This is a genomic window from Tianweitania populi (genome assembly GCF_014652875.1).
In the GTDB taxonomy this organism is placed as follows: Bacteria; Pseudomonadota; Alphaproteobacteria; order Rhizobiales; family Rhizobiaceae; genus Tianweitania; species Tianweitania populi.
The window spans coordinates 179,901-199,670 of sequence record NZ_BMZQ01000001.1 but is presented as its reverse complement, the minus strand read 5'-3'; the positions used below and the strand labels follow the sequence as shown (position 1 = coordinate 199,670).

Annotated in this window: 18 protein-coding genes; 13 read left to right on the top strand and 5 right to left on the bottom strand. The window is 57.6% G+C overall.

Going from position 1 to position 19,770, the window contains the following annotated elements:
• The first annotated feature begins 40 nt into the window (after positions 1 to 40).
• Complete coding sequence (locus tag IE166_RS00980; RefSeq protein WP_189501011.1) at positions 41 to 1,513, top strand: MFS transporter; 1,473 nt, start codon at positions 41 to 43, stop codon at positions 1,511 to 1,513.
• Here IE166_RS00980 and IE166_RS00975 read toward each other — a convergent pair.
• The 4 genes from IE166_RS00975 to IE166_RS00960 all read right to left on the bottom strand — a co-directional run bounded on the left by IE166_RS00975 (position 1,510) and on the right by IE166_RS00960 (position 5,559).
• Entirely contained in the window at positions 1,510 to 2,262 is a 753-nt protein-coding gene (locus IE166_RS00975) for an RlmE family RNA methyltransferase (RefSeq protein WP_189501010.1), read from the bottom strand. The two genes, IE166_RS00980 and IE166_RS00975, sit on opposite strands and share 4 nt — an antisense overlap.
• Complete coding sequence (locus IE166_RS00970; RefSeq protein WP_244641385.1) at positions 2,259 to 3,731, bottom strand: Ppx/GppA phosphatase family protein; 1,473 nt, start codon at positions 3,729 to 3,731, stop codon at positions 2,259 to 2,261. Before IE166_RS00970 ends, IE166_RS00975 begins: the two co-directional genes overlap by 4 nt.
• Positions 3,732 to 3,976: 245 nt before the next feature.
• Positions 3,977 to 4,168 (bottom strand): hypothetical protein, encoded by a 192-nt coding sequence (locus IE166_RS00965; RefSeq protein WP_189501008.1) that lies wholly within the window; start codon positions 4,166 to 4,168, stop codon positions 3,977 to 3,979.
• 101 nt (positions 4,169 to 4,269) lie between these two features.
• On the bottom strand, positions 4,270 to 5,559 hold the full coding sequence (locus IE166_RS00960) for a sugar transferase (protein WP_189501007.1): 1,290 nt from the start codon (positions 5,557 to 5,559) through the stop codon (positions 4,270 to 4,272).
• A 322-nt stretch (positions 5,560 to 5,881) separates the two neighbouring features.
• On the opposite strand from IE166_RS00960, the gene IE166_RS00955 reads away from it, so the two are divergent.
• From IE166_RS00955 to IE166_RS00900, 12 genes are all read left to right on the top strand, one after another.
• Entirely contained in the window at positions 5,882 to 6,895 is a 1,014-nt protein-coding gene (locus IE166_RS00955) for an NAD-dependent epimerase/dehydratase family protein (RefSeq protein WP_189501006.1), read from the top strand.
• A complete protein-coding gene (tviB, locus tag IE166_RS00950; protein ID WP_280514851.1) occupies positions 6,892 to 8,187 on the top strand; it encodes a Vi polysaccharide biosynthesis UDP-N-acetylglucosamine C-6 dehydrogenase TviB in 1,296 nt (431 codons plus the stop codon). Before IE166_RS00955 ends, tviB begins: the two co-directional genes overlap by 4 nt.
• A gap of 60 nt (positions 8,188 to 8,247) precedes the next feature.
• The gene (locus IE166_RS00945) at positions 8,248 to 9,576 is read left to right on the top strand and encodes a flippase (protein ID WP_189501004.1); all 1,329 of its coding nucleotides are present in this window, start codon (positions 8,248 to 8,250) and stop codon (positions 9,574 to 9,576) included.
• Positions 9,513 to 10,850 carry a glycosyltransferase gene (locus tag IE166_RS00940; RefSeq protein ID WP_244641278.1) on the top strand — a complete coding sequence of 446 codons (1,338 nt, stop codon included), beginning with the start codon at positions 9,513 to 9,515 and terminating at the stop codon, positions 10,848 to 10,850. Before IE166_RS00945 ends, IE166_RS00940 begins: the two co-directional genes overlap by 64 nt.
• A gap of 59 nt (positions 10,851 to 10,909) precedes the next feature.
• The gene (locus IE166_RS00935) at positions 10,910 to 11,920 is read left to right on the top strand and encodes a glycosyltransferase family 4 protein (protein ID WP_244641277.1); all 1,011 of its coding nucleotides are present in this window, start codon (positions 10,910 to 10,912) and stop codon (positions 11,918 to 11,920) included.
• 61 nt (positions 11,921 to 11,981) lie between these two features.
• Positions 11,982 to 13,172, top strand: coding sequence for a hypothetical protein (locus IE166_RS00930; RefSeq protein WP_189501001.1), 1,191 nt, complete (start codon positions 11,982 to 11,984; stop codon positions 13,170 to 13,172).
• Positions 13,169 to 14,380 (top strand): glycosyltransferase family 4 protein, encoded by a 1,212-nt coding sequence (locus IE166_RS00925; RefSeq protein ID WP_210312935.1) that lies wholly within the window; start codon positions 13,169 to 13,171, stop codon positions 14,378 to 14,380. The genes IE166_RS00930 and IE166_RS00925 overlap by 4 nt, the downstream gene beginning before the upstream one ends.
• A gap of 27 nt (positions 14,381 to 14,407) precedes the next feature.
• Positions 14,408 to 15,592 (top strand): LegC family aminotransferase, encoded by a 1,185-nt coding sequence (locus tag IE166_RS00920; protein ID WP_189500999.1) that lies wholly within the window; start codon positions 14,408 to 14,410, stop codon positions 15,590 to 15,592.
• The gene (locus IE166_RS00915; protein ID WP_189500997.1) at positions 15,579 to 16,766 is read left to right on the top strand and encodes a UDP-N-acetylglucosamine 4,6-dehydratase; all 1,188 of its coding nucleotides are present in this window, start codon (positions 15,579 to 15,581) and stop codon (positions 16,764 to 16,766) included. Before IE166_RS00920 ends, IE166_RS00915 begins: the two co-directional genes overlap by 14 nt.
• A gap of 5 nt (positions 16,767 to 16,771) precedes the next feature.
• Positions 16,772 to 17,467 (top strand): sugar transferase, encoded by a 696-nt coding sequence (locus tag IE166_RS00910; protein WP_189500996.1) that lies wholly within the window; start codon positions 16,772 to 16,774, stop codon positions 17,465 to 17,467.
• A complete protein-coding gene (locus IE166_RS00905; RefSeq protein WP_189500994.1) occupies positions 17,457 to 18,053 on the top strand; it encodes a GNAT family N-acetyltransferase in 597 nt (198 codons plus the stop codon). The genes IE166_RS00910 and IE166_RS00905 overlap by 11 nt, the downstream gene beginning before the upstream one ends.
• 103 nt (positions 18,054 to 18,156) lie before the next feature.
• Positions 18,157 to 18,441 carry a hypothetical protein gene (locus IE166_RS00900; RefSeq protein ID WP_189500992.1) on the top strand — a complete coding sequence of 95 codons (285 nt, stop codon included), beginning with the start codon at positions 18,157 to 18,159 and terminating at the stop codon, positions 18,439 to 18,441.
• Between the two features lie 31 nt (positions 18,442 to 18,472).
• On the opposite strand, the gene IE166_RS00895 is transcribed toward IE166_RS00900, so the two are convergent.
• Positions 18,473 to 19,735: an O-antigen ligase family protein gene (locus IE166_RS00895; protein WP_189500990.1), complete on the bottom strand. Its 1,263-nt coding sequence runs from the start codon at positions 19,733 to 19,735 to the stop codon at positions 18,473 to 18,475.
• Positions 19,736 to 19,770 lie beyond the last annotated feature (35 nt).

The following is a 19,770-nucleotide window of genomic DNA, read 5'->3' as shown; positions in this document are numbered from 1 at the left end:
TGCCGGTCCAAAGAAGCCCGGACAACAAAGATAGCCATCTATGGATCGTGTTTCTTCCGCCGAGAACCAGCCTCCTGTGAAGACCGCCGGCTTCAATCGCGCGCTTCCCATCGTGCTCGCCGTCGCCTTGTTCATGGAGAACATGGATTCGACGGTGATCTCGACCTCCCTGCCAGCCATCGCCCGCGACATAGAAACGAGCCCGATCGCGCTCAAGCTGGCGCTGACGGCCTATCTCGTGTCGGTCGCGATCTTCATCCCCGTCAGCGGCTGGATGGCAGATCGTTATGGCGCAAAGAACGTCTTTCGCACGGCGATCGCCGTGTTCGTGATTGGCTCGATCGCCTGCGCCTTTTCCGGTTCGCTCAGTGCCTTTGTCGGAGCGCGCTTCCTGCAAGGCATGGGCGGCGCGATGATGACGCCGGTCGCCCGCCTCGTTCTGGTGCGGGCGACATCGAAGGCCGATCTGGTGAATGCCATGGCGCTCTTGACCATCCCTGGCCTTATCGGCCCGCTGGTCGGACCACCGGTGGGCGGCTTCATCACCACCTACTTCTCCTGGCACTGGATCTTCCTGATCAACGTGCCGATCGGCCTTGCGGGCATCTATTTCGCAGGCCGCATCATGCCGGAAATGCCGGGCATCAAGGGCGCGCGCATCGATGCGGCCGGCTTCGTCATGGCGGGGCTCGCGGCATCCGGGCTGGTGTTCGGCCTGTCAGTTACGAGCCTTCCAGTTCTTCCGATGTGGGTGGGCCTGCTGACGGTCGGCGTCGGCCTCGTTTCAGGCCTGTTCTACATTCGCCACGCTCGACGCCACGCCGCGCCGATCATCGACCTGCGCATGTTCCGCAACCCGACCTTTCGGCGCGCGATCATGGGCGGTACGCTGTTTCGCTTCGGCATCGGCGCAATCCCGTTCCTGCTGCCGCTGTTCTTCCAGCTCGTTTTCAACCTGACGCCGTTCCAGTCCGGCCTGCTGACCTTCGCGTCTGCCGGTGGTGCGCTGATGATGAAGATGCTGGCACCATCACTTTTGCGGCGGGGCGGTTTCCGCACGGTGCTAATCAGCGCCGGCCTGATCGGCGGCATCCTGATCATCGCCAACGGCTTCTTCACCGCTGCCACGCCGCATCTGGTGATCACGGTCGTGCTGCTGTTTGCCGGCTTCTTCCGCTCGCTGTTCTTCACCTCCGCCAACGCGCTGGTGTTTGCCGAAGTGGAGAACAAGGATGCCGGTCAGGCGACCGCGATTGCAGCGGCCTCGCAGCAGATTTCCGTCGCGATCGGTGTGGCCATCGCTGGCGCCATCCTGGAAATTGCACCGATCTTCACTGGCGTTCAGCTGGGGCAATCGACCTTCGTGATCGCCTTCACCATCGTCGGCCTGATCTCGATGCTAGCGATCGTGCCCTTCTTCTTTATGGACCGTAACGCAGGCAGCGACGTATCCGGCCACCGCCGACCACCGCCGCCGGAAGATCCCGTGGCGCAGCAGCCGCCGGTGGTTTAGCCTTCGTTTTCGGCGTCTTCCGCCTCTTCCACGATCTCCGGCGCCCGACCCTTAAAGTCGCGCGCAAGAAGATAAAGCTCGACGGACTCGGCACGCGAGGCAGCCGGCTTGACGTGGTGGACCGACTTGAAATTCTTCTTCAAGCGATCGAGCAACTCGTTTTCCGTGCCGCCCTGGAACGTCTTGGCGAGAAAATGCCCGCCCGGCTTCAGTACGGAAATCGCGAAATCCGCCGCCACTTCGCACAGATGCATGGTGCGGATGTGATCGGTCCGGCTGTGGCCTGTCGTGGGTGCTGCCATATCCGACAAGACGATGTCCGGCGACCCGCCCAATGCCTCCATCAGCCTCGCTGGAGCCTCATCATCCAGGAAATCGAGTTGCAGAAGTTTGACGCCGGGCAGCTCGTCCATTTCGAGATAATCGATACCAACGACACGCTTGTCTTCGTCGCTCGAAGTGACGCGCTGAACCGCAACCTGGCACCAGCCGCCCGGAGCCGCACCAAGGTCGATCACCCGCAGTCCCTTTTTCAGGATGTGGTAGCGGTCGTCGATCTCGATCAGCTTATAGGCCGAGCGCGCACGGTAGCCTTCCATCTTGGAACGATGCACGTAGGGGTCGTTGAGGTGCCGTTCGAGCCAGCGCCGCGACGAATTCTTCAGCTTGGTCTTCTTGATGCGGGTCTTCAGCGCACGCGCGCCGCTTCCCGCCGTAGAACTGCCCGGACGTTTGCTCGGCGGTTTCATCGCGTGCCCTGCCGCTGATTGTTGGTGTTGGTTTGACGGCGCCAAGCGCCATCGTCGCCCATCAGTTCACTTAAAATACCTTCGCGCAAACCGCGATCGGCAACCCGCAGCCGCTCGGAGGGCCAGACAGCGCGGATCGCTTCCAGGATCGCGCAACCGGCGAGCACGAGATCGGCACGGTCCGGCCCGATGCATGGATTGGCCACGCGCTCGGCGAAATCCCATGACACGAGCTTGGCGATCATGGCATCGACATTCGCGCGGTCGAGCCAAAGACCGTCGACACGGCGGCGGTCATAGCGTTCAAGGCCAAGATGCACGCCGGCCAGCGTGGTGACCGTGCCGGAGGTCCCGAGCAGATGGAAATCCGGCCCATTCGCGAGGGCGCCAAGCTTGCCGCGTTCATCGAAGCGGTCGAGCATGCCGGCCACATCGGCAACCATGGCCTGGAAGATCTCAGGCGTCACCGTGCGACCGCCGAAGCGCTCAGCCAGCGAAACGACGCCGACCGGCAAGGAGGTCCACGCCACGATATGGCGCGCCAAACGCGGCCGCCGCTCGCCCGACACATCTACCAGCGCGATCTCGGAAGAGCCGCCGCCAATATCGAACAGCACGACCGCTTTCGTGCCGCGCTCCACCAGCGAGCCGCAGCCGGACACGGCCAGCCGCGCTTCCGTTTCGCGGTCGATGATCTCGAGCTGCAAGCCCGTTTCGCGCTTCACACGATCGAGAAACTCCTCGCCATTGGCTGCCGAACGGCAGGCTTCCGTGGCGATCAGCCGAGCCTGCTTGATGTCGCGCGCGGCGAGCTTGTCGGCGCAGACTTTCAGCGCTTCGACCGCGCGCGTCATTGCGGCATCGCCAAGCCGCCCGGTCGCGGTCAGCCCCTCGCCCAGCCGCACGATGCGCGAAAACGCATCCACCACGCGAAACTGCCCGGAGCGCGTCGGCACCGCGACGAGCAGCCGGCAATTGTTGGTGCCAAGATCGAGTGCTGCATAGGCGGGCTGCGGTGCAGACTTGCGCTCGGCCTGTTCGGGCAGACGGATCTGCACCGGTGCAGGAACAGGTTGCGCAGCAGCGGGTGTCTGGCGGCGCTGGTCCGGCTGGCCTGCGTCGGCACGAACAAGCGCACCGTTGCCGTTCTTTCCGCCCCGGGAACGACGCCGTCGCTTTTTGGCCGACGGCGCCTGTGACTGACCTTCCGCCGGTCGCGCAGACTTGGCGGCAGGCTCGCTCACCTTGCCCGCGCTCTGCGCCTTGTTCTCGTTCTGCGATGCGGCCGACGATTGGACAGGGGCCTGACCGCCCTTGCCGGAGCCCTGCCGGCCGCGCTTCCTCTTGCGCCGCCGCTTGGACGATGGCGGTGACGGCGGCTGCGCCGGGGACCTTGCGGATCGAGAACCAACCCCTTGAGAAGAAGATTCGGCCTCGGCCGGACGTGCGCCCTGCCCCGATCCATGCATCGATCCCCTGTTCGCCGACGCATGGGCGTCGGGATCGGGATCCTTCACGTTTAATCCTTCCGCACCGCGCGCCAAAAGGCAGCTGCAGGTGCATCATGTCTTTGAGTTGGCACCAGCCTAACAGCGAATCGGCCGATCACCAAGGCCGCATATCGAATGTCCGCGCCTGGACCTCATCGCGACGGCTGAACTACGCAATTCCCGGGCTCTAACCGCCTCGAAGCACCATGCAAAGCAAGCACAACCTATTCCCGATCCTTGTCCCGCGGCTTGGCATCTTCGCCCGCATCCTGCGGTTCATCCTGCCAATGATCGATCCCGTCCCCATGCAGGGACAGATCTACCGTCTTGATCTTGCTTAAATCACCCTGCCCCGGCGCATCCAGCGCTTCTTGCACCGCAGTCGCCTCCGGAGCCTCATCCTTCTGCTTCGCCATTATCCTGCTTCTCCCGCTTGGTTGGGCTGTTGCTGGGACAACCGATGGCGGAGTGGTGAAGTTCCCGAGGAGTGCGGGCTCGTGGAAGCTCGGCCGCCGTCCTACTTGGCTCCGAAGCCGGTCAGCATCGTCTTAATGGTTCGAAGAACAATGACAAGATCGAGCCAGGGCGAAAAGTTCTTGATGTAGTAGAAGTCGAAGTGAAGCTTGCTCAGAACGTCATCGACGCTGTGCACATGCCCTTGATTCACCTGCGCCCAGCCCGTGATGCCCGGTCGCACAATATGCCGGTAGCGATAGAAAGGCAGCTTCTCCTCATAGAGTTCGGACAGGGCCATGGCTTCCGGGCGCGGCCCGATCCAGCTCATTTCACCCCGCAGGATGTTGATAGCCTGAGGCAGTTCGTCGATGCGCGTGCGTCGCAGAAAACGTCCTAGCCGCGTGATGCGGGTGTCATTATCCCTAGTAATCGCGGCTTCCCTGCGCTCACCGCGAGGCTGCTCTGCCCGCATTGTGCGGAACTTCACCATCTGGAAAGGCTCGCCGCGATAGCCCATGCGTTGCTGACGGAACAAGGCCGGGCCGGGCGAATCCCATCGAATGGCCAGACCGATCGCCAGAAGGATCGGCGAGAGCACAACCAGCATACTCAGCGCCGCAATCCAGTCGATCGATTGCTTGACCTTCAGATAGAGCATGTTGGGGTTCAGTGACCCCAGCGTGTTCTCCGAAAGATGCTCGATCTCGGTGCGACCGGTGAGAGACTCGCGCACCTGCTTGAAATGATAAACGGGAATGCCCGCCAGCGCCGCATCTGCGATGTAGCGCTCCCAATCATCCGAAAGATCCGCGCGCAGATCGACGACAATTCCGCTGACGCCAGACGGGCGTCCGCTTGGCTGTCGAACCCGATGCCAAATGATGTCTGAGATTTCGGTGAGAACTTCGACGGCACCGCCGGGAATGATCGCGAGTTCGCGCGGCGCCATCCGGCGCGACACCACGCTCATGCCGAAGTACCAAAGCGTCGACATGACGAAGCTGCCGGCCGCCTGGAAGCGGCTGTAATCCAGGCGCCAGAAGAAGATAATCAGGAAGATCGTGCCGTATGACCAGGCAAAGGTCGGCAGAATATAGCCTGCCCCGGCGATCCCAGGCACGGCCCCAAGCCGGCGATAAACCATGTAGCCTAGTAGATGGGCGAGGAAAGCTGCCGCCAAGGTCGTGCGGATGTTTGATCCGGCAAGAACTCCCACACCACCTTCGCTCATCCTGACAAGTGCTGGCAGCAGGATCGCGAAGATCAATCCACCAAGAAGCTGGAACCGCTTCATGCCAAACAAACGACGCTGCGCGCCAAGCCTGGGGATCGACTGGTCAAGTGACGGCATGAATGATTTTCGGGGGCTGTTTCGGCGGCCTGCAACGTACACCAACACCTATATCACGCAACCCTGATATTGAAATTGTCATACAAGGCGTTGTAAGTGCGTGTGGCGACGGTGCTTCGTGTCCGCACTTGTAGGCAGGTGTCGCTCTTGATGGCGCAGGAAGCGTCGCGTACAGCAAGGTACAGACTTTCAGACGAGCCACCATGCTCGTTCAAGCGTGTAGAGCCAAAGGTCGACCTTAAGCCACACCGCGCAAGATAATCAGGTGAACCAGCTTGTTGGCGTTCAGCCGTGAGTTGGCTCGCTTCAGGAGCATGACTGCATGAGACGTATCCTCGTAACGGGCACAGCTGGCTTCATTGGCTTTCATCTGGCCAAGCTGCTGCTCGCCGAGGGTTTTCGCGTCCATGGTTATGACGGCATGACGGACTATTACGATGTCCGCCTCAAGCAGCGCCGCCATGCCATGCTGCTTCAGAACGCAAACTTTTCGGCCACCGAAGGCATGCTGGAGGATCAGGCGCGCTTCGATCAGGTCGCGAATGACTTCGCACCTGATGTGATCGTGCATCTCGCGGCACAGGCCGGGGTTCGCTACAGCCTGGAGAACCCACGCGCCTATCTCGACGCCAATGTGATCGGCACCTTCAACGTCATGGAGGCTGCCAGGCGGCTGCAGGTTCAGCATCTGTTGATGGCGTCAACCTCATCGGTCTACGGCGCCAATGATGAGATGCCGTTTACCGAAACCGAGAAAGCGGACACCCAGCTTACGATCTACGCGGCGACCAAGAAGGCCAATGAGAGCATGGCGCATGCTTATGCTCACCTCTGGACCCTGCCGACGACGATGTTCCGCTTCTTCACGGTTTACGGCACCTGGGGCCGGCCGGATCTCGCGCTCTATAAGTTCGTCGATGCGATCCTGGATGATCGTCCGATCGACATTTACAACCATGGCGACATGTATCGCGACTTCACTTATGTCGATGATCTCGTGCGCGGCATTCGCCTCCTGATCGATGCACAGCCGGTGCGTCCCGCATCCAAGGATGAGATCGAGCCGGGTGACAGCCTGTCGCCGGTTGCGCCGTTCCGCATCGTCAATATCGGCAATTCGGAAAAGGTCAGGCTGCTCGATTTCATCGACGCCATCGAAGACTGCCTCGGGAAGAAGGCGGTGCGCAACTACATGGACATGCAGCTGGGCGACGTGCCGGCGACATGGGCCGATGCCGATCTTCTGCAGCGCCTCACGGGTTACCGCCCACAAACCGATTTCCGTGACGGCATCGCGAAGTTCGTAGCCTGGTTCAGGGATTACTACCAGAAATGAGTGAGCTTTCGCGCATGCTGCCCAAGGATGATGCTACGCTGGCCGTGATCGGCCTCGGCTATGTCGGCCTCCCGCTTGCCGTGGAGTTCGGGAAGCATCGCAAGGTTCTCGGCTTCGACATCAACCAGTCGCGTATCGCCGAACTTCGGGGCGGCACCGACCATACGCTGGAAACCTCGCCCGAAGAGCTGGCGGAAGCCAGGCATCTGAGCTTCACCGCCGATCCGGCCGGACTGGCGGCGGCACAAATCTACATCGTCACCGTTCCAACCCCGATCGACGACAGCAAGCGCCCCGACCTGACCCCGCTCATCAAGGCTTCGGAAACGCTCGGGCGCGTGCTGAAGCGCGGCGATATCGTGATCTACGAATCCACGGTCTATCCCGGCGCCACCGAGGAAGACTGCATTCCGGTTCTTGAGCGTGTTTCGGGTCTGAAGTTCAACGTGGATTTCTTCGCCGGTTACTCGCCCGAACGCATCAATCCGGGCGACAAGGCCCACCGACTGACCACGATCCGCAAGGTCACGTCTGGCTCAACGCCGGAAGTCGCCGACTTGGTCGACGCGCTCTACGGTTCGATCATCGAGGCCGGCACCTACAAGGCTGAGTCGATCCGCGTGGCCGAAGCGGCAAAGGTCATTGAAAACACGCAGCGCGACCTCAACATCGCGCTCATCAACGAACTCGCCATCATCTTCAACCGCATGGACATCGACACGGAAGCCGTGCTGAAGGCTGCCGGCACGAAGTGGAACTTCCTCCCCTTCCGCCCCGGCCTCGTGGGCGGCCACTGCATCGGCGTCGATCCCTATTACCTCACGCACAAGGCCGAAACCCTCGGCTACCACCCGCAGGTCATCCTGGCCGGACGCCGCATCAACGACGGCATGGGCGCCTATGTCGCCGGCCAGATGGTCAAGGCCATGCTCAAGCGCCGCATCCAGGTCAACGGCGCCCGCGTGCTGGTGCTCGGCCTAACCTTCAAGGAAAACTGCCCTGATCTGCGCAACACGCGGGTGGTGGATGTCGTTGCCGAACTGGAAGAGTTCAACATCGCGGTGGATGTTTACGATCCTTGGGTGGATGCGCAGGAAGCCAAGCATGAATATGGCATTGATCTGATCACGAACCCGGCTGCGCAGAGCTATGACGGTGTGATCTTGGCCGTGGCGCATCGCGAATTCGGCGCGATGGGGGCGGACGGAATCCGCGCTTTGGGGGCGGAAGAGCATGTTCTTTATGATCTGAAGCACCTGTTTGAAGCCGCCGAAAGCGACCTGAGGCTGTAAGCTGTCACTCCGAATGCGTCCAAGATAGGTCTTACGGACTTTCCGAGCCCCAATAGTGACATGCTAAAACGCCTCTTCCATGCCGATCCACATACATTCGGTGCCCAGCTTATCCGAGGAGGCCTCGCAAGCCTCGTAGTTCGTATTCTAAGTATAGTTGCCGCCATGGCGGCATCTATAACCCTTGCGCGCTGCCTAGGTGCAGAACAATTCGGCACCTACTCCTTTATTTTCTCAATTATCTCCGTGCTCGCCATTCCAGTACAGCTGGGCCTACCAACTCTCATAGTGCGTGAAACGGCAAAAGCCGAAGCATCAGAGGACTGGCCGCTTGTAAGCGGTTTATGGCGCTGGTCTACGGCGGCAATACTATGCACCTCCTTGATCATGATGGTGTTGGTCGGTGCATGGTATCTAACGCTAAGCCAAGAGATGGACGAAAAGCGAGCATCTGCTTTGTTATGGGCTTTACCCCTGATCCCGATTATAAGTCTGGGACAGGCGAGAGCAGCTGCACTGCGTGGACTTCGTCGCATGTTCGTTGGTCAGTTACCCGATCAAGTTGTAAAACCATTTATGCTTGCTGGGGTGATTTGGATATTATCTGCAAGCAGTCAGATTGATGCAAAGTCTTCCTTGCTCATTCACGCATTAGTTGGCTTTCTTTCATTCATATTAGGAACATTTATTCTCCTCGGCTCGAAGCCAAGTGCGTTGACGAGAAGAATATCGCCGCGAATGGAAGTTTCATCATGGATGAAATCACTTCTTCCCTTATCCTTGATGAGCGGAATGATGTTGATAAACCAGAACGTTGATCTGGTGATGATTGGCTTCCTAATTGATGATAGAGAAGTCGGCATATATCGGACCGCAGTTGCAGCAGCTACCTTTGCAGCTTTCGGACTTATGACAGTTGAACTTGTTGTACAACCCCACATCGCCAGGTTACATGCTCAGAAAAATACGCGCGCGCTTCAGAAATTAGCATCTTACTCGGCTGCGATATCGTTTATTTCTACAATACCGGTCTTTATCGCATTCCTCCTCTTCGGCAAACAGATTATAGCTGTTATATTTGGGGATGAGTATGTTCTTGCTTACACTCCCCTCGTAATCTTGACTCTTTCTCAGTGCTGTTACGCATTCTTTGGCTCCGCTGGAAACATTTTGGCAATGTCAGGAAATGAGCGGGAAAACATAAAGGGTCAGGTTTTAGCTATGATAGCCAATATTTTCTTTAACTTCTTGCTTATACCAATTTTTGGTATTAAAGGCGCTGCAGTTTCTTCTGGTATTGCATTATTTGTCTGGCGATTATCCTATTGGTATTCGGCAAAAAAGATCTTGAATATCGACAGTTCTCCGAAGGCAATTTTATTAAAATAAGGCATCTCGTTATTGATGATATTTGCTTCCATCTAAAAGCGATAAGGATGAACTTGTCCAGCAAAAAGCTTTCTACTCTCTACCTAACCCGAAATGGGCTGATGGAACCGCTTGGGCAAAGTCAAGTCTTCGCCTATCTGCGCGGGCTTTCAAAAGATTATGATATCACTTTGATCACTTTCGAGAAGGCGGAGGATCTGGCAGATGAGGCGGCTTTGGAAAGAGCGCGGAAAGACTGCGCGCGCTACGGCATCCGGTGGTTGCCACAACGCTTCCACGGTCGACCCAAAGGCATTGCTCATGTCTGGAGCATGCTCATCTTCTTTTGGCTTTGTGTGCGTGTAACGTATAGCCGAGGAGCCCAGCTTATTCACGCTAGATCATACATTCCCGCTGCTGTAGCGTTAGTGGCAGGAGCCATTACCCGAACGCCCTTTATCTTTGACATGAGAGCGCTCTGGCCGGAAGAAATGATTACAGCTGGCCGCTTGAGGAGGGGGTCGCCGGCACATCGCGCTATTGCCGCCACAGAGCGCCTTTGTATCAAACGCGCTGCAGCCGTTGTTTCCTTAACTGAGTCTGCCGTTGTACATCTTCAAGAGATTTATCCGCGCGAGATGGCGGAACAACGTCTTGCCATAATACCAACCTGCGCCGATCTCAACCGGTTCGTTCCTGCGCCCTTCCATGACAGCCCTCGCATTTACGGATGCTTGGGAACAATCCTAAGCGGGTGGTTTCGGCAAGACTGGTTGGCGGCGTTTTTTCAGGCCGCTGCTAGGCGTGATGTCAATTCGGAATTTCACATCATCACGCGCGACGACCCGAAAAAAGTGCGCGAGGCGATGGGCGGGAACCCTGCTTTCCAGAGCCGTTTGCAAATCTACTCCATGGCGCCGCACGAGGTGCATAAGGCAGTGCAACGCCAAAGCGTCTCCGCAATGTTCTTTACCGAGGGTTTAAGCAAGCTTGGCAGTTCGCCTACCCGGCTGGGTGAATTGCTCGGTTGCGGCATCCCTGTAGTCGCCAATGCTGGGGTCGGCGATGTCGCGCAGATCATCGAACGAAATTGCGTGGGGGTTTTAGCGCGATCATCCGCTACGGAAGACATGGACGAGGTACTGGACGCCTTGGAAAGGCTTACCGCCGATCCCCATTTGCCATCGCGTTGCCGCAAAACAGCCGAAGAGGTGTTTTCGCTTGAAGCGGGCACACGTGCCTATCGGGAGCTTTACGCCTCCATCCTGCCTCTCCAGACAAGCAAGACTACATGACTCACCTTCTGATCCTCTCTCGTTACGATCGCCAAGGCGCGTCGAGCCGACTACGGACGATGCAGTACATTCCATACTTGCACGAGGCCGGGATGGAGGTGCAGGTCTCCTCTTTGTTCGATGCTAAGTATCTCGCCGGGATGTATCGAGGCGCACAAAGCCCTACTAGCGTCGCAAGCTATTACCTTAAGCGTTTAATGGGTTTGCAAGGATCAAAGAAGCCGGATTTGATCTGGCTTGAGAAGGAAGCATTTCCTTGGCTTCCGTGGTTTATAGAGCAGCGAGTTATCCCGAGAAACGTACCGTTGGTCAGCGATTATGATGATGCAATCTTTCACCGCTACGATCAGCACACCCGCAAACTCGTGAGACGCTTGCTAGGGTCCAAAATCTCCGCTGTCATGTCCCACTCAAATATTGTCACGGCTGGCAACCACTATCTCGCCGAGTATGCACAACAAGCAGGCGCCAAGCGCGTAATGATCGTTCCAACGGTTGTCGATGTCAAAGCCTATAAGCTTAGAACATCTGTCGATCATAACGTTAAAGCCCGGATCGGCTGGATCGGAACCCCGCAAACGTGGCGGACTTTCGGGCAGCCTATTTTTGATCTGGTTCGCCAGACAGCACGCGAAAGCAAGGCGGTCTTCCGAGCAGTAGGTGCCGGTCACGGCTACTCTACCACGGACGAAGTAGAGTTTTTTGATTGGAGCGAAGCTCGGGAGGTCTCCCTGATCCAAGGTATGGACATTGGCATTATGCCCCTGGATAATACGCCTTGGGCTCGCGGGAAATGCGGTTACAAGCTGATCCAATACATGGCATGCGGCCTACCGGTTGTCGCATCGCCTGTTGGGGCCAACAATGATATTGTAGAACATGGTGTGAATGGGTTTTTTGCCAGCAACGATCTGGAATGGAAGCATGCACTCGGGGCTCTTTTGAGAGATCCCGAATTACGCTACCGCATGGGACAGGCCGGCCGTAGAAAAGTCGAACAGTCGTATTCATTACAAGTACACGGTCCGCGAGTTGCCCAGATTTTACGCTCAGCTGCCCGGGCTAATTAGAATGACTAAGTTCCTTCTCAAGGGTCGATATTCACTCATGAAAAACTAGCAAGCGCGACGCATGTTATTATTTTTTGACAATGCCTGGCATGTTTTCGCTGCTTTTATTATTTTTTTCCTCGGAATTCTTATAGCGACAGTTCAACGCAAGGCACTTCTTCTTCCGTCATATCTTTCGATAAATTTATATTTCTTCCACTCTTTGCTTTGCATTGTTTATTACCTGTATTCCTTATCAAATCCCGCCGATTCCACTCGCTATTTCCTTTCTTCTATTAGCTACGAAGGCGGCATATCATCCGGAACTTGGGGTGTAATTTACTTTACATCTATTTTTTCAAATAACCTTGGACTCTCCTATGGGAACGTTTTTCTAATCGCTAATCTCCTAGGTTATCTCGGTTTACTTGGCTTGGCGAGCAGCTTTATGCAAGTCACGACATTTTCTAATCGACGGGCACGCCAACTTTTCATGCTAGTCCTCTTCCTACCTAGCGTCAGCTTTTGGAGTTCAGGATTAGGAAAAGATAGCCTTACCTTCATGGCAAGTGGATTGCTCTGCTGGGGTATCCTAGACGCGAGGCGAAGAGTGTTTATCTTCGTGATTGCAGTTCTCTTGTATCTTTTGGCCAGACCTCATATTGCAGGCATCTTTCTGATTTCACTGGCATTCCCAGCTGTAATACTTTCTAGAACCAGTCTATCGCAAAAAATTATTCTGTCTTGCTTTCTATTTCCATTTGCGTTAGCGGGAATTTTGGTCGGACTTAGCTACGCTGGCTTAGGAGAGGCATCTGATCTCTCAGACGTAGGGGATTATATTGAAAAGCGACAGGGATATAATCTTGGAGGTGGCAGCTCGATTGACATAGCGTCGATGCCGCTTCCTGTGCAACTTTTCACTTACCTTTTTAGGCCGCTTCCTCTAGAGGTTGGAGGGGTGTTCGGCCTAATCTCAGGCCTGGAAAATATGTTTCTTATCGGCTTGTTCCTGTATTTTATTCGTAACGCGATATATGGGCGCAGCATCCTTCCAGCCTTCCCGCGCTACTTCCTGATCATCTTCTCAGGCACCACCCTAGTGATCCTGGCACTGACCACGGCCAATCTTGGCATTGCCCTAAGGCAAAAGTGGATGTTCATGCCCATGTTGCTGCTGTTGGGTTTCTCCTATGTGCCGCGAAGCGCTTATGCGCGGTATCAGGAGCAGGTGAGACGGTTTCAGCATAGACGAGTCCGGCATTTCCCATGAAGCTTGTAGAGCAGCATTCGCTGTCCGCCCGCGGTGCGGTGCAAGAAGCGCCCCGCATGCACATCCTCATCCTCGCCTCCTATGCCCCTTCGCTCCTGAACTTCCGTGGCCCGTTGATCCGGGACATGCTGGCCGCCAAGCACCGGGTTTCGGTTGGAGCGCCGGATATTTCGACCGAACTGCGTCGCCAGTTAGTCGAATTGGGCGCTGAAGTGCATGACACGCCGATGGAGCGGAACGGGACGGGGATGCTGGCTGATCTCCGCTACTGCAAGGGCTTGCGGCGGTTGATCGGCTCCGTTCGGCCGGATGTCGTGCTGACCTATACGATCAAGCCGAATATCTGGGGCGCCTTTGCCGCGCACTCTGTGGGTGTCGCATCGGTGGCGATGGTGACGGGGCTGGGGTATGCTTTTACCGACACCGGCGTTGCGCCGTCGCCCACACAGCGTGTGACTGGGTTGATTGCACGCAGGCTTTATCGCGCTGCCACGAGCCGCAACCGTCGCGTTCTTTTCCAGAACCCCGATGACAAAGCGGATTTTATCCGCGCCGGCTGTCTGGCGGATCCGAGCAAGGTCGGTATGATCAATGGTTCGGGCGTCGATACCGAACATTATGCGCGCCAGCCCCTGCCCTCCGATCCGGTCGTTTTGATGATCGCGCGGCTGCTAGGCAACAAGGGCGTGCGCGACTATGCCGAGGCAGCGTTGCGCTTGCGCAAATCCCATCCTCAGGCGCGCTTCCAGCTTGTGGGCCCGTTCGATGGCGGACCGGATGCGATCGCCGAGGGCGAAGTCGCCGCCTGGACCGCGCAGGGGCTGGAGTATCTTGGTGCAGCCGAGGACGTGCGGCCGCATATCGCGCAAGCCCGCATCTATGTTCTGCCATCCTATCGCGAGGGCACGCCGCGCTCCGTGCTCGAGGCGATGGCGATGGGACGTCCGGTTGTCACGACGAATGCGCCGGGTTGTCGCGAAACGGTTGAGGACGGGGTCAACGGCCGTCTGGTGCCGGTGCGTGATCCGTCTGCCTTGACCGAGGCCATCGCTTACCTGCTCGACCATCCCGCGGAAGCTGAAGCCATGGGTGAAGCCGGTTTCCAGCTCGTTGCCCGCAAGTACGATGTTCGGCAGGTCAACCGTGCGATCATGGAGCTGATGGGATTGCCACCGGCACCTCCCCATACAGCAACTTTTATGCCATAGGGGCGCATAGCCTGAAAGATTGACCTGATGATCGACACGGATACGACGGACAACCTCATCGCACTTGTGCGGGAAATCTTCGGCGAGGGCTTCATCCCACTGCATCGTCCGGTGTTCGAGGGCAATGAGAAGCAGTATCTGATCGACTGCATCGACTCCAACTTCGTTTCCTCCGTCGGCGCGCGTGTGACGGAGTTCGAGGAGCGAATTGCGGCGTTCAGCGGTTCGAAGTTTGCCATTGCCACGGTCAACGGAACGGCCGCGCTTCATGCGGCCTTGATCCTGGCCGGTATTGAGCGTGGCGACGAGGTTCTGAGCCAGGCGCTCACCTTTATCGCCACCTGCAATGCCATCAGCTATATCGGCGCCAAGCCGGTCTTTATCGATGTCGACGAAGACACGTTGGGCATGAGCCCTGTCGCGTTGCGCCGCTGGTTGGAGGCCAACAGCCGGCCCGAACAGGGACGCGCCGTCAACATCACGACAGGCGCGCGGATTGCCGCTTGCGTGCCGATGCACACCTTTGGCTTCCCGGTTCGCATCGCGGAAATCGCTGCGATCTGCGAAGAGTTCGGCATCGCGCTGGTCGAGGATGCCGCTGAGTCGCTCGGAAGCTATGTCGGGGAGCGGCACACCGGGACCTTTGGCAAACTCGCGACCTACAGCTTTAACGGCAACAAGGTCATTACCACTGGCGGCGGCGGCATGATCGTGACGGACGATCCGGAACTCGCCAAGCGCGCCAAGCATCTCACGACCACCGCGAAAATCCCGCACCCTTATGAATTCGTCCATGATGAGGTCGGCTACAATTACCGCCTGCCGAACCTGAATGCCGCTCTTGGCTGTGCGCAGATGGAGAAGTTGCCGGCGATGCTGGCGATCAAGGCCGATATCGCAGCGCGATACCGCACCTTCTGTGCCGAACATGGCTTGCGCTTCGTGGATGCCAGGGAGGGCACGACGCCGAACTGGTGGCTGAACGCGGTCATTCTCAACGACCGTGACGAACGTGACGCATTTCTGTCCTACACAAACGAACATCAAACCATGACCCGGCCCATCTGGCGGCTGATGAGCGAGTTGGACATGTTCTCGTCCTGCCAGAGCGACGGGTTGGATACTTCGCGCTGGTTGTCGGACCGCATCGTCAACTTGCCGTCAAGCGTTCCGGAAAGCGAGTTTCACAGGATCACCAATGAACGTTCTTGACCTCATCGGCCGCGAAACCCCGCTGTTCGACAAGGATGTCGCGCAGCACGAAGCGCATCTCGCCGACACCATCGGCGCCTCGCGCTTCCTAGTTATCGGCGGTGCCGGCTCCATCGGGCAGGCGGTGACGCGCGAAATCTTCAAACGCAACCCGCGCGCGCTCCATGTGGTCGATATCTCCGAAAACAACATGGTAGAACTGGTTCGCGATATCCGCTCAACCATTGGCTACAATGACGGTGATTTCCGTACCTTTGCGATCGACTGCGGCAGCCGCGACTTCAACGCGCTTATCGCGGCTGAGAAAGGCTACGACTACGTTCTGAACCTGTCCGCGCTCAAGCATGTGCGCTCGGAAAAAGACCCGTTCACCCTGATGCGGCTGATCGAGGTGAATATCTTGAACACGATCTCGACGCTTGCTGCGGCGCGGGCGGGCAACGCGAAGAAGTATTTTTGTGTGTCGACCGACAAGGCGGCAAACCCCGTCAACATGATGGGGGCATCGAAGCGCATCATGGAAATGTTCCTGATGCGCGAGAGCCTGAGCCAGCAGATTTCAACCGCGCGCTTCGCAAACGTCGCATTTTCCGATGGTTCGCTCCTGCACGGCTTCAACCAGCGTTTCGCCAAGAACCAGCCGATTTCGGCGCCGAACGATGTTCGCCGCTACTTCGTGACGCCACAGGAATCTGGCGAGCTATGCTTGATGTCCTGCATCCTTGGAGAAAACCGGGACATCTTCTTCCCCAAGCTGTCGGAGACGCTGAACCTGACGCGCTTTTCCGACATCGCGGTTCGCTATCTTCGCGCCCGGGGGTATGAACCCTACGAATGTGGAACCGAAGACGAGGCTCGCGATCGAGCCGCCGAACTCATCGCACAGCGACAATGGCCGGTTTATTTCTTCGCGTCGGACACCACAGGTGAGAAGGATTTCGAGGAGTTCTTCACGAACAAGGAAGTGCTCGACATGGAGCGCTTCGACAACCTCGGCGTGATCAAGAACGAGCCTGTGTTCGACGCCGCGGCATTGGACGATTTCCTCAAACAGATTGAGCGCATCCGTGTCGGCTTGACATGGGACAAGCCTGAGCTGGTCGCGCTGTTCAATGCGATGATCCCGGACTTCGACCACAAGGAAACCGGTCGTTATCTCGACAGCAGGATGTGAGCGGAATGCAAAGGCTTCTTGATATTCTGTTTTCCGGCATTGCCCTGATTGTGCTGTCGCCGCTTCTCATTCCCATCGTCATCTTGCTGCGCCTGACCGGTGAGGGTGAGATCTTTTTCCGTCAGAACCGGGTCGGTCGCGGTGGGAAAATGTTCGGACTGCTGAAGTTCGCCACCATGCTCAAGAACAGCCCTAACCTCGGCACCGGAACTGTGACGGTGCGGGGCGATCCGCGCGTTTTGCCGGTCGGGCGTTTCTTGCGGAAAACCAAGATCAATGAGCTGCCTCAGTTGATCAACATTTTCCTCGGGGACATGAGCATCATTGGCCCACGCCCGCAGACACAGCGCTGCTTCGATGCTTTCCCGAAGCGCTCACAGGATGTCATCGTTGCAGTTCGTCCTGGCCTTTCGGGCATCGGCTCCATCGTGTTTCGCGGTGAGGAAGAGATGATGCACGCCGCAAAAGATCCAAACCGCTTTTATGATCAAGTCATCATGCCCTACAAAGGCACTCTGGAAGAGTGGTATGTCCGGCATGAAAGTGTGTGGCTCTATCTTAAGCTGATCGTTCTCACCGCCTGGGCTGTGGCGCTACCGCGATCGAAAGCGGTTTGGCAGGCCTTTCCAACTTTGCCTTCTCCACCGGCGGAACTGGCGGAAGAGGTAAACTGGCCGGGAGCAGCCGCGCATGCCGTTTGAGCGGGATGTTCATCGGCAGGTTGCTGCATTGCACGTGCAATGTCTCGATCAGGGTTTTCTGTCGAGCCTTGGCCCAGCCATCCTTACCCAGCTTTATCGGGCGATCGACGAAAGCGACGACAGCGTTCTTCTGGTCGAGAAAGACGGCGATAAGGTCATCGGCTTTGTTTGCGGCAGCAGCGGGATGCGTCCGGTTTATCGCCAGATGCTGCGCCATCCAGTTGGTTTAGCGGGAGCCGGTGTGCCCCTGCTGTTCAAGCCCAGGAAGGTCTTGGGCATCCTCGAGATCCTTCGTCACGGCAGGAAGAAGTCGGCGGGGTCTGCCCTCCCCGATCATGAGCTCCTGAGCATCGCCTTGCTTCCTGAGGCTCGGGGCAGCGGACGCGCAGCAGCCTTGTATGCCAGGCTGGCGGACCACTTCCGCAGCCGTCAAATTGGAGCCTTCCGCATTGTGGTTGGCGACGCCTTGGCTCCCGCGCATCGATTTTACCAGAAGATGGGTGCGACGGTCGCTGCGAAGGTTGAGATCCATGCCGGCAAAGGGTCGACCATCTATGTTCAAGACCTCGGAAACGGCGCGTCTTAGCTGACAGGCTGCCGGTCTGTTCGTCCCATTGCGTCTTGAGCCATGCCGCTGAGATGCCAGCCGCATGAGGTAGACGATCAACAAGTTCTACGCGTTCAAGCGCATGCTCGTCATAGAAACAGGTCTGTCCGATCCCGCCCTTCATGTGCTGATCGGCCTAGGCCTTTTCCTGGCAGCCTACGCGCTCAGCCGATCGCCTTGGCGCGCGCTTGTTCTCGTCGGGCTGATCCAGGCGGGCAATGAGATCAACGACTACACGGTGAAGGGTCATCGGGATTTCACCGCTTACCTGATCGACACTGCATTTGACAGCGCGTGGACCCTGGCCCTGCCGCTTGGCCTGACGGTGATCGTCGCAATTGTCCAATATCGCAGAAGGAAGCGATAAGGCTTCGCGCGCTGCTATCGGCGTAGCAAGCTTAAGATCCCTGAACAGGCATCGTGACTGTCTTGCCATTGTGGCGGACGGCGATGCGGCGTTTCTTCATTCCCGATTGAACGCGGAAGTCCGCATGGAAGGTAACGGCGTTGAGCCAGACGAAGGTCACGGCTAGCGCCATTGTTCGCAGCGGGTAATCTACAGCCGAATGGATGAGCAGAAAGACGATGCCGAGAAAGGCCGCCTTCTGGAACTGATTGAAGCGGATCAGCGCGCCTTGCCGAACAAGCAGCAGGCAATACGCGACGATCAGGACGGCCGCCACGATGCCGCCCTCGAAGACAAGCTCGGCATACTCATTATGGGCATGATTGACGAAGCTGCCGAAGATCATGTTCGCGTCTTCATAGACCTGGTAGGCGCGCGGGAACGTACCGTAGCCTACGCCGAGCAGCCAATTTTCCCTAATGCCTTCAAGCGTCGTGCGCAGGAACTCCCAGCGTCCGAACACAACGTCCAGTTCCTTCTGCTCGACAATCGTCCACGTTCCCATGGCGTAAACGCCGAGAACCACCAGCGTGCCAAGCACAGCGGCTACACTCGCGCGCGATTGTGCTCTGAGGAACACGATTGCAGAGATCACCGCTGCAGCACCGATGATCGCTCCGGCGCGCGATCCTGCCGCCAGCAAGATCAGCAAGGTCAGGACGATCGCCAGCCCGGCTGCAAGCCCGCGGTTCTTGAAGGTGGCAAAATAAACAAGGAACGGCAGGGTGAGATAAAGCAGGGAGGCCAAGTGATTGCGGTTCGCAAAAAGTCCCGAATAGATCGAAAACGGGAGGACCCCATCGATCACCTGCCGGCTGGACGCCGAATATTGCACGAAAACGAAGGCTGCATTGCAGGCCACGCCTAGGAGCATGAAAGGCAGAAGCGCGTGCACGAACGGCCCAGGCATCCGCATGATCGCGAGGAAAAGAAGCCCGAGCACGGCCACATAACTGAAGCTCAGCAGCGTGCTTCCGACACCGGTGCTGATCGTCAGCCAACTGATAGATGAGCCCTGAGGCTGCCGGAACGGCTCGATCCGCAGCCATTCTATGAGACCTGAGGGAAGTGGCAGAAGCTGAACAAGCGGTGCCAGCATAACAAGGCCAACGACGATAAGGACAGACCGGTCGATCGGAGCGCCGTCGGATGCCATGAGCACGGGAACAACCGCAAGAAGAATGCAGACCTGCAGCAGCGCATCCGACCACAGGCCGGCTTCGGTCCCTCCCCCCAGAAGGAGAGACAAGGTCATTGCTGTCCCGACAAGGGTTTTGTGCACGTTGTCCC